At 41.9% G+C, this 15,760-nt stretch carries 11 protein-coding genes and 1 pseudogene; 3 read left to right on the top strand and 9 right to left on the bottom strand.

The annotated features are described in order from the left end of the window. Positions 1 to 276: 276 nt before the first annotated feature. The 4 genes from NST13_RS14205 to NST13_RS14190 all read right to left on the bottom strand — a co-directional run bounded on the left by NST13_RS14205 (position 277) and on the right by NST13_RS14190 (position 3,843). A complete protein-coding gene (locus NST13_RS14205; RefSeq protein ID WP_342580870.1) occupies positions 277 to 846 on the bottom strand; it encodes a GGDEF domain-containing protein in 570 nt (189 codons plus the stop codon). A 220-nt stretch (positions 847 to 1,066) separates the two neighbouring features. Further along, a complete protein-coding gene (locus NST13_RS14200; RefSeq protein ID WP_342470402.1) occupies positions 1,067 to 2,152 on the bottom strand; it encodes a glycosyl hydrolase lipoprotein in 1,086 nt (361 codons plus the stop codon). A 162-nt stretch (positions 2,153 to 2,314) separates the two neighbouring features. Next, complete coding sequence (locus NST13_RS14195) at positions 2,315 to 2,854, bottom strand: cysteine hydrolase family protein (protein WP_342470403.1); 540 nt, start codon at positions 2,852 to 2,854, stop codon at positions 2,315 to 2,317. A gap of 125 nt (positions 2,855 to 2,979) precedes the next feature. Further along, a complete protein-coding gene (locus NST13_RS14190; RefSeq protein WP_342470404.1) occupies positions 2,980 to 3,843 on the bottom strand; it encodes a transporter substrate-binding domain-containing protein in 864 nt (287 codons plus the stop codon). Positions 3,844 to 4,175: 332 nt separating this feature from the next. On the opposite strand from NST13_RS14190, the gene NST13_RS14185 reads away from it, so the two are divergent. Continuing rightward, complete coding sequence (locus NST13_RS14185) at positions 4,176 to 6,692, top strand: transglycosylase domain-containing protein (RefSeq protein WP_342580869.1); 2,517 nt, start codon at positions 4,176 to 4,178, stop codon at positions 6,690 to 6,692. A 104-nt stretch (positions 6,693 to 6,796) separates the two neighbouring features. Here the strand turns inward: NST13_RS14185 and NST13_RS14180 are convergent, their stop codons facing one another. The 5 genes and pseudogenes from NST13_RS14180 to NST13_RS14160 all read right to left on the bottom strand — a co-directional run bounded on the left by NST13_RS14180 (position 6,797) and on the right by NST13_RS14160 (position 11,465). Beyond that, positions 6,797 to 7,060, bottom strand: a complete 264-nt coding sequence (locus NST13_RS14180) for a hypothetical protein (protein WP_342470407.1) — start codon at positions 7,058 to 7,060, stop codon at positions 6,797 to 6,799. A gap of 247 nt (positions 7,061 to 7,307) precedes the next feature. Further along, a complete protein-coding gene (locus NST13_RS14175) occupies positions 7,308 to 8,681 on the bottom strand; it encodes an RsmB/NOP family class I SAM-dependent RNA methyltransferase (protein ID WP_342580868.1) in 1,374 nt (457 codons plus the stop codon). Positions 8,682 to 8,883: 202 nt separating this feature from the next. Then, the gene (locus NST13_RS14170; RefSeq protein ID WP_342580867.1) at positions 8,884 to 9,936 is read right to left on the bottom strand and encodes a DUF4179 domain-containing protein; all 1,053 of its coding nucleotides are present in this window, start codon (positions 9,934 to 9,936) and stop codon (positions 8,884 to 8,886) included. Continuing rightward, a pseudogene (locus tag NST13_RS14165) lies at positions 9,920 to 10,462 on the bottom strand (sigma-70 family RNA polymerase sigma factor). The gene NST13_RS14170 and the pseudogene NST13_RS14165 overlap by 17 nt, the downstream one beginning before the upstream one ends. Positions 10,463 to 10,670: 208 nt before the next feature. Beyond that, on the bottom strand, positions 10,671 to 11,465 hold the full coding sequence (locus NST13_RS14160; RefSeq protein ID WP_342580866.1) for a carbon-nitrogen family hydrolase: 795 nt from the start codon (positions 11,463 to 11,465) through the stop codon (positions 10,671 to 10,673). Positions 11,466 to 11,625: 160 nt separating this feature from the next. Here NST13_RS14160 and NST13_RS14155 point away from each other — a divergent pair, with 160 nt between their 5' ends. Both NST13_RS14155 and NST13_RS14150 read left to right on the top strand, forming a co-directional pair. After that, entirely contained in the window at positions 11,626 to 12,816 is a 1,191-nt protein-coding gene (locus tag NST13_RS14155; RefSeq protein WP_342580865.1) for a pyridoxal phosphate-dependent aminotransferase, read from the top strand. A 186-nt stretch (positions 12,817 to 13,002) separates the two neighbouring features. After that, positions 13,003 to 15,597, top strand: coding sequence for an AAA family ATPase (locus NST13_RS14150; protein ID WP_342580864.1), 2,595 nt, complete (start codon positions 13,003 to 13,005; stop codon positions 15,595 to 15,597). Positions 15,598 to 15,760: the final 163 nt, after the last annotated feature.

Here is a 15,760-nt window from a genome sequence, read left to right as displayed (position 1 = left end):
CTTTCATTTCACTGTTGTAAATGTCTGTATCAAAATGTACATTTTTGCTTATATAAGCATGTACACTTTTGACCGTTATACGGCTCTCTATACAAGTGAGTGCATAATTACAACTTGACACGGAGCCTCTGCGGGCATGATTATGCCGCTAAAAAGCCAGCAGTAACAAGGGCTGGCAAGCCAACCAAGGCTATCATACCCGCCACTCCATGTAAAGTTGTAATATACAGGGGAAATCAAAAATGTACATCTTTAAACGAGCGTTTTTGTACATGCTTAATTCAGCATTTGTACACTGTTGTACTCCCCATAACTGACATGGAAATTCAATGTAACAGTTTTACCGTTCTTCAATTGATGGATTTTTAAACAATTCGCCAACTTTTCCGCCACAATATCAACGTGCTCTTTCGGCGTTTCAATTAAAAAAAAGGCAAATTTGTTTTCGCTATATCGAAACTTTTTATCAGATAAACGCAAATTATTACTTACCTTTTCTCCTATCGTCTTTAATAAATGTTCCATCTCCTCTTGCCCGTAAGCCTTTAAAAACTCTTTATAATAATCCAATTCAAAAAACAGTACAGTGAATTTCCCTCCGTAGCGGTCGATCCGTTTCATTTCTCTCTGCAATTCAATTTCCATTCTTTGTGCATTATCGAAAAAAGTTTCCGTATCAATCGCCACAAATTGTTCCACCTCTTGCTTTAACAGATCGATTTGATTCACCATTCTCCGGATTTCATGTTGAATATTGCCGCCAAGCATACTTGTAATCAGCAAACCGAAACCATAAATGAGAAAAGTTTGGGGATGCAAAAATCTTTCAATAAAAGCTGAATTCACTATATGCATGCTGTCAAACATATAAAACGAGCCCAAAAAAAAGATAAAAATCAACGTGATGATTAAACTGGCCAGCGTGCCAAAAAACAGGGAACATAAAGTAATCACCAGATAAGTTAAAAATGGCAGCTTACTTGAATTCCCCTTCGGCCATAGATAAATGAGCATTAAATGACTACTGACAATGAGAAAAAAGATTTTCAAAGATATGTATGCTTTTCTAGTAAAAAACCCCTTCATCAATGGCCTCCCTCTCTGCAATTAAAGGTAAAAGGTTGTCAAACGTATGGGTTTCAAGGCTGTCCAAGTTGATATATCCCCCGTAATATTCCGTGGAAGCATCAAGTACTTGCAACTCTTTCATTTTGTAAAACAGCTGTCTTGCCAAATCATCTTCACCGGCTTGCAAACACATTAAAATCGCCAGGGCATAAACGGAAGCCCCTTCATATTCCACAGCCGGCTCCTTCGTTTCACTGGAAAATCTTCCATAAAGAACGCCTCCATACTTTTCCAAAGATTCTTTTGTGAACCGGATCAAAGAAGAAACATCGCCACCCCATAAAGCGCGGTAATAGCCGATGTAATATTGATTAATCAAATTCACTTCCCGCTCAAATTCATATTCATTCCTTGAAGGATAATAGGTGATAGGGAAAAATCCGTTTTTTGATACCGGCGCATTGACGAGAACCTCCCGATTCAACAGGTACTGGGATTCATCGATCAATTCTTCTTCCAGAAAAAAATGGATCGCTTTTGGATTTAAATAACTTAATGTGATAAAATCCGCCTTATGCTTTGTTTTTATATCCGCATGGTCAATAAAATAATCATTTTCCATGTTGTAGCGGACAATATCCTTCCCCATTTGACGCGCCATTTTTCTATATTTCGGAATCCCCCATCGATCCGACGCTTCTTCAAGCGCCTGAATGATTCTCAAATCATCGATCAAGGCATTCGCAGGTGCTTTCCTATTTCCGTCAATTTTCCATGAAATCAACTGACTATCTTCTTTGAAAAGTTTTAATACTTTTGCCTGTTTTTTGAACTCAAGATAATCATCTTTCTTCACCAAATATTCCATCCACAATCCGGTCGTTTCAGCCAAATAGACATTCGATTGTCCTTTCAAATCGGTTTTGATCAGGCCGTTTTCTTCGTAAAGATGCTTTTTGATAAATTGTTCGGCTGCCAATTCTTCCTTCATATCAATAGTTTCTTTATTTTCCATAAACCGGATGCCAAAAAAGGACATTGAAACAATTGATACAAGGATGATGAAGATCATTCCTTTTCTCAACAAACAACCACTCCAATAAATGGGGATGAACATATCACAACCACAACTTAATTACTAGTCAATTTTATTCCTTTAAGGTAGATAGATATATATATAATTGTTTCCTAGGGTACCAATATTTATGTAAAAAACCTCCGAAGCATTCAAGCTTCGGAGGTTTGTCTACTCCACCACTTCCGTAAAGAAGCATCTTTTCATATGTTCAATAAACGAATCGCCTTGATCCGTAAATGTCGCAACGCCCCGCTTATGAACGGCCGTTTTGAACCCTTCCGCATCAGCCCCTGCAACCGTCAAAAAGTCGCAAATGTCCGTGCATACGCCGCACACATGAACCTTCACAACACCACGGGAACGCAACTTGTCCGCAAGCCCTGTGTTGAAGAACGCATTGTAATTTTCTTTCGGCTGCATGATGACATTGGGATGGTCTTTATGGGCTTCATACCAGGTATATAGCTCTCCGTACAACTGCTGTCCCTTTGTGCCCACCACATTGTGGGGAGGCCATAATTCAAAATGCGGGTCGTTTTCTTGATGGGCATCCATGGCAAAAACAACAATATGATCCTTCTCCAAAAATTCATTTGCTTTTTCCACAATATATGGGACAATTTCCTGTGCTGGTTTTCCCGCTGTCAAACTGCCGTCATCCGCCACAAAGTCATTGCTCATATCCACAATCAACAACGCCTCTTTCATACCGACACCTTCTTTTCCATATTATTCTTTACATCTATTTTATCATGAACAAGCTGAAATTTTGTGGCCATGACAGGTGATTCCTTCCATAAAAAAATGGCACGAAACTGCGTGCCATCAAAATATCATTGGCTTGCTTCAAGCAGCGGGAACAAATCTTTGCCATAATATTGTTCCATTAATTTGTTCAATTTGTCCGTCTTTTTGATCTCCTTCATCGCTTCGTCATATGCTGCAGCAAGCTCTGTGTTTTTCTTGTTGAAAAGCGGCCACGTTTTGATCACGGCAAATTCATTGTAGACGAGATCATCTTTGAATTGGTGGTATGGCCCATTTTCATCGGTCACTTGCGCATTGTACATGGCTTCGATGATAATTCCTCCATCGACCCGTCCTTCATTCACCCATTGCACCACATCCAGGTTGAACTCATCCCCTGCTTTCAGTTTCACTTGGTTGTTCGGGTTGGCTTTATTATATTCATCAACCAATGTATATTGGGCACTGCTTGCAGCGATTGGCGCAAGGGTATATCCTGCGGAAGCAAAATCGCTCAAACTATGGATATCCGCTTTATCGGCTTTCAACACAAACCCCACACTGCTGAGCCCCAAAAATTCTTTTGGATAAAGGAAGCTTTTTGTACGCTCTTCCGTATAAAAGGCGTTTTTCACCCCGACATCATATTTTCCCTGCTCAACGCCGATAAAAATATCTTCAGAGCTTGTCGGGATAAATTCAAATTCGTAATCTTCCAAGTACTCATCGACAAGGCGCATCGCATCCACATCATAGCCGGCCGGTTCGCCATTTTCATCCACATACGTCATCGGTCTTCCATCTTGGGAAAACGCGACTTTCACTTTTTTGACTTCTTTGGATTCAGTATCTTGTTTTGCCGGTTCAGTTCCCGTTTCCGTCGTGTCCCCGCAAGCAGCGAGAAGCGCTGCGGAAGCAAGCACAATCGCCAAAAGTTTTTTTGCCTTCATTCTCCATTCCCCTTTATTCTTAAATTCTTATTTGTTTACTAAGTTTTAATCATTGTAACAGAATGGAAAAAAATCGAAATAGCCAGTTTTCAGAAGAATCATGTTGTCAGTTTTTGTGTCCATGACGGTTTTTGTATTTTCTGTTAAACATCAAACAGGATTGTGATAAACCGATTTTCAAAGAATATACATAGCATCTGTACGTGAGAACCCTTGATTCAAAGATTGGATGTTCATCAAAAAAAATAATTTTTAGATTGGAAGTATAAAAATATGAAAATCTAAAAAAACTGGGGGTAGAAAGTTTCAAATTGCGAAAGGAGCAAGGTAATTTGAAACGCAAACTACCGGAACTTTATCAAAAATTAAGAGAAAATGAACAATTGAAAAGGTTGATGATCCGATCCCTTCAAATCTCCCTATTGGGAACAGCACTATTCATTTTAATAGCACTAATCATCGCATTAACTTATAAAGACGATGTACTTTCCATGATGAATGAAGCAAGTGAAAAAGTGGAAAACACGACAGAAAATACATTCAAAAACAAAGAAGAGACGGTCATTTTTGACAGGGATGGAAATGTCATTGCCACAGTGGCGCCCCACGATTATGACTATATCGAAATAGAAAATGTCCCGAAAACGGTGCAAGATGCAACAATCGCAATCGAAGACATCCGATTCTATGAACACAAAGGATACGACTTGAAGGCGATTCTCCGCGCAGGTGTGGAATTGGTAAAAAATAAGGGCGCCATCACGCAAGGCGGCAGCACCATCACGCAGCAGCTGGTGAAACTGGAATTTTTATCCCTTGAGAAAACATATAAACGCAAAATCATGGAAATTTTAATCGCGGCAAAACTGGAGAAAAAATTTGATAAAGAGCAAATTTTGGAGTTTTACTTGAACAATATCAACTATGCAAACGGCGCATACGGGATCGAAACGGCGGCAAAAACATACTTCAACAAATCGGTCAAAGATTTGACTTTATCCGAAATCGCCTTTTTAACCGCCATTCCGAACAATCCGTCCAAATATAATCCGGTTCATCATATGGAAAATACGCTGAAAAGACGCGATTTAATTCTGAAAAAAATGTTGGAATATGAAATGATAGATGAGAAACAGTATTCGAAAGCCATATCAGAAGAAATCAAATTGAATATGCCTGAAAAAATCATGGAACCGGAAACCTATGAAGTCTCTTTTGCATTGAGCAGTGCGGCAAAAATCATGATGGAAAAGGAAGGGTTCAAATTTCAGTACTGGTTTGACAGCCATGCGGAACGCGAAAAATATATGAAAGACTATAATGAGCGTTTTTTGGAATGGAATCAAAAAATCCGGAACGGCGGTTATGAGATTTATACGACGATCGATTCACAGAAACAAAAGCTGTTGCAGGAAACGATTAATACACACCTTGCCCCATTTACATCCAAAAATCCGGAAACCGGCATTTTCGAAATGCAAGGTTCAGCCGTGACCATTGAAAACAAAACGGGCGATGTGCTCGCCATTGTCGGCGGCCGTACACAGGAAGACGTTCCGAACAGCTACAACCGGGCGTTTTTATCTTATCGTCAGCCGGGATCGACCATCAAACCGATCATTGTCTATACACCGGTGTTTCAAGGGAACCGGTTGGCGTCTTCTGTCATGAATGATCAAAAAATGGATAACGGTCCACAGAATGCAACCGGAACTTATGCGGGTTATATGACATTGCGAGAAGCTGTAGCCCGCTCCGTCAACACCATCCCCTATCAATTGGGAATGGAAATGGGACCTAAGAAGATGTTGGCTTATTTGCGCAAAATGGAATTCTCCGGTCTCGTTCCGGAAGATGATCATGTGGGAATCGCTTATGGCGGATTCACATACGGAACCAATACGCTGGAAATGGCAAGCGCCTATGCGACATTGGCCAATGACGGCAATTTCATCAAACCGACAGGCATCGAAAAAATAGTGGATATCGTACACGATGAAGTCCTGTATCAAAATGAACGCAAAACGAAAAAAATCTATGATGCCGGAGCCGCCAATCTGATGCTGGAGATTTTGAAAGATGTGGTGAATCAGCCGAACGGCACAGCTTACGGATTTGGTTTAAGCGGCATGACGACGGCTGCCAAAACCGGTACAACCAATGATTATCATGATAAATGGTTTGCGGGGGTTACCCCTTATCACTCAACCGTTGTCTGGACCGGATATGATATTCCGAAACCGATGGGACCGAATTATGATCCATCCCGTCACATTTGGAAGGAGTATTCGGAGCAGATCCATAAAGGATTAAAGGATATCGGCTTCAGCCAGAAACGGTTGGCCTGGATGTACAAAAATCCAAGCACAGGCGAAGTGTCAAAAGAAGCAAGAAGCGGCTGGATCAAAGAATTGGTGCCTGAAATTTTTTACGAGATACAAATCGCCCACCAAATGGATGGAAAAAAATTGCTGGTTAAACAAGAAAAAATCAAGCGGGAAAAAGCGGCAAAGGCGGTGCCCGTTTCAAAAGAAGCAACAACTGAATCCCAGGGCAATACCGCACCGGAACATCCACCTGAAGCGGAAAAGACTTCCAGCAGTAATGCTCCTTCCAATGGCGCATCCAATCATGGCGGTTCAAATCCATCCAATCCACCGAAAAATGAAGGTGCTCAACATAACCAACCAGCGCCAAATGGTAATACGGAAACAAAACCGCCTGAAGAAGCTGAGCCGATTGAAGAGGAAAAACCGGCTGAGGAAGAAAAACCGGTTGTGGTAGAAGATGCGGTGCCGATAAATGAAGCGCCGGCAGAGGAAAAGAAGATGGAAGTTCAGATGAATTGAAAACCAATGACACAACACACCTTTTCTGAACCTGCTGTTTCCGGTCAATCGAAAAGGTGATGTTGTTGCTTTTTTATATCATTAAATATAAACAGCAATCATTCCTAGTCTTCTGTATAATACTTGACTGTTTCCCATGAGCTATCAGATGTATCCGGCTTTTTATAAATTTGGCCATCGGATTTGTCATAAAGATAAAGCCAACCATCGTTTACAATCAACTCATATTTGTCATTATTATGAGTTTCGACAACTGATGGAAAACCGGCATTAAGATGCATATAATTTTTAATTGCATTTGATACCATCCATGCAGCCAATAGAATGGAAATACTGAGCACTATAATGGAAATATTGATCTTTTGCATATTAATCCCCCTTAACATGATGAATGAATCAAAATTTTAGGAAATACACCCCTTTTCTGTAATTAATTCTACAAAATAATCAGTGTCTGTTTAACCATTTTTTAAAGTCTTTTACCAAATAAAAACACCTCCCAAAGCCGCAATTGCAGCCTCAAGAGGTTAATTCTAATGTATGTGAAAATTTGAATATGTTGCTGCCTGTAACAGGATTTTCAATTTTTAATCCGGATGGGAAACCCGGTTTAGTCTACTCATTCCCCATCCAACGCAATCCTTTGGGATAGTGGTTTTTCATCATATTCCCTGCCAGTTTCCCCCAACCGATGGAGTAGCCGTCGACGGTGATCAAGTGCCAACCCTTTGAACCATTTGCTTGCAAAACTTCCCCTTTTAGATAGGCAATGATTTCATCCGAACCTGCGGAAAGATCCATCACGTTTTTGGCTTCCTCTTTGCTTAAAGCCAGGGCAAGGGCGTGGGAAGGCTCAAAGCGGTTCTTTTTGAATGTTCCCAAATGCAGGCCTGGACGGAGCACTTTCAATTTCTCCAAAGATGGCACTTCTTTAGGCAAAACATAGAGTTGGTCGTTGAAAGCGATGAAATATCCGGAAGGTGAAATATTCAGCGTTTCACCGGCAAATTGCTGATAGGCTTTCAACATTTTCGGATCCAGTTTTTGTTTTGCATATTTGAAGCGAGGCGGCTCTTCCCCGTCATTCTTTTTCAGCACCGCAATGTAATGCCCTTCCCCTTTCACGCGATGGGGCCAAATGCGGATCGTCCGTTCAATGTTTGGCGCCGCATTTTCCACCCAACCGGCTCTTCCGTGGTTGAAACCTTCATACACTTCGACCTGCTCAATCTCAAAGTGCGGATACTTTTCAAGGAATCGGCTGATCGTGCCTTCATTTTCTTCCGGAGAAAAGGTGCAAGTGGAATAGACAAGCCGTCCTCCCGGCTTCAACATGCTTTGGGCATGATCAAGAATCCCGTCTTGCCGGCTTGCGCAAAGGGCCACGTTTTCCGGACTCCAGTGCAAGCGGGCTTCTTCATCTTTCCGGAACATCCCTTCCCCGGAACAAGGGGCGTCAACCAAAATCCGGTCAAAAAAGCCTCGGAACCGTGCAGCCAGTCGTTCCGGCGTTTCATTGGTCACAATGGCATTTTTGATCCCCATCCGCTCCACGTTTTGGGATAAAATTTTCGCCCGCTGCGGATGGATTTCATTGGAAACCAAGAGCCCTTCCCCATCCATTTTGGATGCGAGATGGGTTGTTTTCCCCCCCGGCGCCGCACACAAATCAAGAATGATCTCCCCCGGCTTCGGGTCGACAAACTCCCCCACCGCCATCGCACTTGGCTCTTGGATATAATACAACCCCGCTTCATGGTAAGGGTGTTTTCCTGGCCGTTCATTGCCAGGATAAAAATAGCCTTCCTTCACCCAAGGTATTTTCTCGGTTGTAAAAGGATTCATTTGTAAGAATTCATCTATTGAAATTTTTAGCGTGTTTATTCGCAAGCCCTGATTCTTCTCTTCTTCATAGCTTCGAATAAAGGCATCATATTCTTCTTGCAATAAGTTTTTCATTTTTTCTTGAAAGGTTTGTGGAAGATTCAATTTGTTCACCTCAAAAAGTATATTATCATTCATTTTGAAATTTGGGGTGGTGAACATATTTTTATTAACCGTATTGGTGACGATATTTACTGATATTGCAAAATTAGAAGTATTAACTACTCCATTATTAAATTGGTGATTTGCCCAAACTGGGCTATAACCAAAAAGGACGTCTATAAATTCAGGATGCCCTTTTCAATCATTAAGGTATTTTCACTGTAAATGGTTCAAACTTAACCTCTTTTAGCCCACTATAATCCTTTTCGATATATTGACCGTTTTCATCTACCCCGCCACCACTCGATGGAATCTCCAAATATGGGGTAATGGTCAATTCCGTCACCTTTGAGTCAATTGGGTCAAATTGCTTTTTACTTTTATACACGATGGTATCTTTCATTCTTTCCCCTATCACTGCTCCGGAAAGATTTTTAATTTTGTTGCCATCTTGGTCAACTACTTGCAAATCGATATAATTTCCTCTCGTTTTATCAAAATCGTCCACTTTTTCAGCACTCTCAAAAGATACACTGACACCTGTTTTGCTTATGGACACTTCCGTTACCTTGAGTTGTATGCCATCTACTGTTTGTTCATGTTGAACAGGAATTGTTTTGATGTCTTTTATTTTTTTGATTGGCGTTGAGAAGTGCCATTTTTCCCCTTTTTCTCCCTTAAGGGTTAGCCCCAGTTCAAATTGGTCAGGCATCTCTTCGGTAATGCCGATCATTTGAATGGCTGTACGAGTGGTTGATGAAATCATTTCTTCTCCATAAGAACCTGTAACTACTTTAGGCAATTTTCCATTAATCGTAATATCCATGCCTGAACCGAAATAATGTTCACCCAATTCCCTTTCAGACTCAATAATGAGGCCGATTGTAATATTGCTTTGATCATATAGAACCTCATTTAACGTAACGGATATTCCATTAATTGTTTGTGTTTCGCCAATTTCGTCGATCAACCCTTCTTGGTAGGCATTTTGTAAACCAATTAAGTCGGAATCGCCAAAAACAGAACCGATTAAAGGGATTTTCGATAAACTCGTTGCAATCGCAGGAGAATATTGAGCCGAAATAAATAATAATCCAAATACCGCCGCCACACTGCTTAAAAGATAAGTGATTTTTCTTTTATAAGGAGTTTTCACCTTTCCATCCATTTGCTCTTGTGCTTGGGCAATTCCAGTTCGAATCGCCAATCGAACTTCGTCTTGTGGAAACCCATCCAAATGATCAAATTGTTCTTTCATTGAACTTATAACTCCTTTCCAATTCATTTTTTAAATGTTTTTTTGCTCTTCGCAAATAGGTTTTGATTGTTCCAACCGGTTTTCCCATCACTTCGGCAATATCCCGTATAGACAGGTCGTGATAGTAAAATAAAATAATCGAGGTTTGATAGGATTCATTTAACTTTGATAATGCTTCACCTAAATGTAAAGAATCAGATGGCAGCTCCTATTTGTGTTCCATTTTCCTTAACAGTTTCATTTCATCGTACGGAATCATTCGATCGCGTTTCTTCAATAATTGGTAGCATTCACGAATGAGAATTCTGAAGAGCCATGTTGAGAAATATTCGGGATTTCGCAAATCTTTAATCGCTAAAAACGCTTTGCAAGTTGTTTCTTGGATAACGTCCAGTGCGTCTTCTTTCCTTCCAACATAGGAAAGCGCTTTATAATAAAGCATTTGTTCTTCTTTAAAAAGCAATTGTTCAAAGGCTTGCGCATCCTCTTTGATTGCTTTTTCCACTAGTTCGATATCATGTTTCACTCTTTTAATCCTCCTTTCATTAATTAGAGCTTCCGGAATAAAGGAAAAGTTTCAAAGGATTAAAGTTTTTTATCGACAGTCAAAAAACCTCTATTTCTGGTATGCAATAATTGCCAACGCCATTTAAAAAATGGCGTCCACTCAAGATTCAATAAATCCAATAAAAAAACCGAGCATCCCATTCTGCTCGGTCCATAGATCCAATCCTTTACTTTTGCTCCACCACTTTCCCGTACAATTCCGGGCGGCGGTCGTCATATACCGGAATTCGTGTGCGGACTTCATCCACTTTTGAAAAATCTACGTCAATGACCGCCAACTCTTCATCTTCTGCGCCGGTCCATAACACTTCACCCCAAGGTTCAATCACCATGGACTGCCCATTGAAGTTTTCAGGTTTGCGGGAAATCCGGTTCACTGCCACAACGAAGCATTGATTTTCAATGGCGCGGGCTTGCAAAAGAATTTTCCAATGATCAATTCTTGGTGTCGGCCATTGGGCGGAAACGAACAACACTTTTGCTCCCGCCAATGCATGGGCGCGAAGCCATTCAGGGAAACGGATATCATAGCAGATCACGGCCGCTGCCGGAAGATTCCCCAAATCAAAACGGTTCATGGAATCCCCCGCTTCCAAATACTTTTCCTCATCCATTAATCTGAATAAATGAACTTTGCTATATTCACTCACCAATTCCCCATCGCGGTTCACCACATACATCGTATTATAAAACTTGCCGTTTCGCTTAGTCGCTACAGAACCGCCGACGATATGTAACCCCAGCTCACGGGCAAGATTTTGCAAGAATTCTTTTGTGCGGGCTCCATTTTCATCCGCCAACTCCTCCAATTTTTCAAGGGCATAGCCTGTATTCCACATTTCAGGCAATACCACAATTTCAGCACCCTTACTTGCCGCTTCCCGAATCAACTGTTCCGCCCGCTCGAAGTTTTCCTCCACTTTCCCAAACCCGACATTCATTTGAATGCAACCAATTTTCATCACAAATCCCCCTAGACAATTATTCAAAAAAATAATAATATTCCTACATATCTACTTATAATTATAAACGGGAACTTCCTTAAAATACAGAATGACAGATTTTGAGAATTCCATCAAGTTGTACCTTAACCGACTAAATCAATAAGAAAAGAGGATGCACATGGAATTATCCGATAAACTCCAAAAACTCCCTACTCAATTTTTTGCTTCCCTTGTGCAAAAAGTGAATACGGCGATTGCTGAAGGGCGGGACGTGATCAATCTCGGACAGGGGAATCCGGACCGGCCAACGCCTCCTCACATCGTCAAGGCGCTTCAAGAAGCGGCAGCCGATCCTGCCACCCATAAATATTCCCTTTTCCGTGGTATGCCAGAATTAAAACAAGCCGTAAGCGACTTTTACAAAAGGGAATACAATGCCGACATCGATCCGAATGAAGAAGTGGCCATTTTAGGCGGCGCAAAAGTCGGGCTGGTTGAGCTTCCGTTGTGCGTGCTAAATCCTGGAGACTATATGCTGCTTCCGGATCCGGGTTATCCGGACTATTTATCCGGTCCGGTGTTGGCGGATGTTCAATTTGATACAATGCCATTGCTTGAGGAAAATGATTTTCTCCCGGATTATGACGCTTTGCCTGATGAAGTGAAAAAACGGGCAAAATTGATGTATTTGAACTATCCAAACAATCCGACGGGCGCCACAGCCGATTTGGCGTTCTTCGAAAAAACGGTGCAATTTGCAAAAGAACATGATATTGCCGTTGTTCACGATTTCGCATACGGAGCCCTTGGATTCGACGGGAAGAAACCGGTAAGCTTCCTGCAAGCGGAAGGGGCAAAAGAAGTCGGCGTAGAGTTCTATACATTATCCAAAACTTTTAACATGGCCGGCTGGCGCGTCGCTTTTGCGGTGGGAAACCGCAGCATCATTGAAGCCATCAACTTGTTGCAAGACCATCTGTTCTGCAGCCTCTTCCCTGCCGTACAGCGCGCGGCCGCCTATGCATTGAATGGCGATCAATCCTGTGTGGAAGAATTGCGAAACATTTACGAATCCCGCCGCAATGTGCTGGTGGAAGAAGCCCGCCGGATCGGATGGAACGTAAAAGCGCCAAAAGGCTCCTTCTTTGCATGGTTGCCGGTTCCGGAAGGGTTTACGAGCCAAGAATTTTCCGATTACCTATTGGATAAGGCGGATGTGGCAGTCGCAAGCGGCAACGGATTCGGCGAGCACGGCGAAGGCTATATCCGGGTGGGGCTGCTCGTTGAAGAAGACCGGCTCCGGGAAGCCATCCGCCGTATTGAAGCATTAGGGATATTCCAAAAAGACAAAGCGAAAGTTCAAAAATGACATCATTCCCCTCCCCTTTGAATAAGCGGAGGGGTTAATATTTTTGTACCCTCTGCCTGTCCTGCATCCATAAAGCTCTCCTGAACGGAATTGGCGAAAAATTCAGAAATAAGATTGATTTTCATAGGATTTTTCGCTTACGATAGATTTACAAAGACTGCCTATTCCACAGCAAAGGGTGATAACATGACAACAAACTATACAATCGCGGTAAAAGAAGGAATCCTGAATGCGAAAAAGATTGCCCAAAAGAAACTGAATTATCAACTGGATATTCCCCATCTCTGGGCCGCTTTATTGCAACCGGACCACTTTGCCTATAACTTTTACCGGGAATTAAGCATTGATATGGATGAACTGATCCAACTCGTCAATAAGGAAGTGGATAAAATCCCCTCTTTAACCGGTACGGAAATCGCTTATGGAGAAAAAGAAAGCCAACGACTAAAAAGGCTGTTTAAACAAGCGGAAATCGAAGCGGAACGTCTGCGGGACCGGTTTATTTCCGTCGAGCATTTGATGATTGCCCTATTTGAACAAGATTTTAATCCAATCACAAAATATCTGATCCAACATCATGTCACAAAAGAATCCATCTATGAAAAATTGAATCAAACGCGAAACGGGCAAAATGTCACATCCGACAACCAGGAAGCGCTATACGATTCTTTAAACAAATATGCAGTCAATTTGAATCAACGATACATAGAGGGGAAAGTGGACCGGGTTGTCGGCAGAGAAAAAGAAATCAACGATATCATCCGCATTTTGACAAGAAAAAATAAAAATAATGCGATATTGATAGGAAGCCCCGGGGTCGGGAAAACCGCCATCGTTGAAGGGTTGGTCCAAAAAATCGTAAACAAAGATGTTCCAAATAATTTGCTCGATAAAGTCGTCTACAATCTCGATATGAGTTCCCTTCTCGCAGGAGCCAAATATCGCGGGGAATTTGAGGAAAAATTAAAAGCCGTATTAAATGATGTGAAACAATCCAATAATCGGATCATCCTCTTCATTGATGAAATCCACACGATCGTCGGTGCAGGACGTACAGAAGGCTCCATGGATGCCGGCAATATTTTAAAACCGATGCTTGCCCGCGGAGAACTTCGCTGCATTGGCGCAACCACGCAAGATGAATATCGGGAATATATCGAAAAAGACAAAGCATTGGAGCGCCGTTTCCAACGGGTAATCGTCAATGAGCCGTCGATTGAAGCAACCATTGTAATTCTGCGGGGCATTAAAGAGGATTATGAATTGTATCACGAAACCCTTATCACCGATGAAGCCATCGAAGCGGCCGTCAAACTTTCGAAACGCTACATCACCGACCGGTATTTGCCGGATAAAGCCATTGACTTGATGGATGAAGCCAGCGCAGTCAAACGGATTTCCTTAAATGAAGTCCCCCACTCCATCAAAAAAATCAACGAACAAATTTTGCAAGCAAAAATCGCCCTTTATAAGCATGAGTTGGAACCCGACCCGGCATTTGACCGGCATACATTTGAACAACAGCTAAAAAATTTGGAAACCGAAAAGGAAAAAATGGAAAAGCAATGGGCCAAAGAGCTGGAAATGCTCCATTTCACGCAGCGGGAAAAAAGAAATTTGGCAAGATTGCATAAGTTTTACGAAAAAGCGGTAAAGAACAATGAAGTCGGTCAAATCGTTCAATTGGAAACCGGTGACATTCCTGCATCCGAAAAGAGACTGAAAGAGCTGGAACAACAATGGGAGGCATTAAAGCAAAGCAAAACCTTTATCGATAATGTAGTGACCGCCGAAGATATCGAGCGCGTCGTGGAAAGGCTGACGGGAATCAAAATTACAGGCGTTATGGAAAATGAACGGGAACGGCTATTGCATTTGGAGGACGAAATACACCAATACATCGTGGGACAAGATGAAGCGGTGAAAAAAGTGACCCATGCCGTTTTGCGTTCAAGGGCTGGCATTAAAAATCCGAATAAACCGACCGGCTCGTTCCTGTTCCTTGGCCCTACCGGCGTCGGCAAGACAAAACTGGCCAAAGTGCTGGCAAAAGTGTTGTTCGGTACCGAGCTGGATATGGTGCGATTGGACATGTCAGAGTATATGGAAAAACATGCGGTCGCGAAACTCATCGGTCCTCCGCCGGGATACGCCGGCTATGACGAAGGGGGCCACTTGACGGAGGCGGTCCGACATCGGCTCCATTCCATCATCGTTCTCGATGAAATCGAAAAAGCCCATCCGGATGTTTTCAACATTCTATTGCAAGTGCTCGATGAAGGAAGACTTACGGACTCCCAAGGACGGACGGTGGATTTTAAAAATACGATTTTAATTATGACAAGCAATATCGGATCAAAATTGCTATTGGATTCGATTGATAATTATGGTGCCATTACACCTGAAGCAAGGGAAGCGGTCATTAACGAATTGCGGGCCCATTTCAGACCGGAATTTTTAAACCGGATCGATGAAACCATCATTTTCAACCCATTGGTGAAAGAACAAATGGTAGCGATTGCAGAAATCATGATGAAAGAACTCAATGAACGATTAAATGAAAACAAAATGATTCTGCACGCAACTCCGGAGGTCATCCAATGGATCGCGGAGAATGGGTACGATCCAATTTATGGAGCCCGTCCAATTCAACGGTTTATCGTCCAGCACATTGAAACACCGCTCGCCCGGGATATCATCGCCAATCAAATCGGCGAAAATGTCCGTATTACCATTTCCATCGAAAATGATGAACCGGTTTTCCATTATGAACCGATATAATTCCACTTCAATGAAGGAGAGGAATACCCCTATCCCCTCTCCTTTCCCGAAATTTCATCCCATTAAACCTTAAAAACTGTTATATTTTGTAACAAAGTTCCAATAATTTTCAAAAAATCTATAGACGAATATTTTGAAATTCGCTACAATTGATTTGAAAACG

It is taken from the genome of Ureibacillus sp. FSL W7-1570, assembly GCF_038593265.1.
Lineage (GTDB): Bacteria > Bacillota > Bacilli > Bacillales_A > Planococcaceae > Ureibacillus > Ureibacillus suwonensis.
The sequence above is the reverse complement of the archived record's forward strand: the minus strand, read 5'-3'. Positions and strand labels throughout refer to the sequence as shown.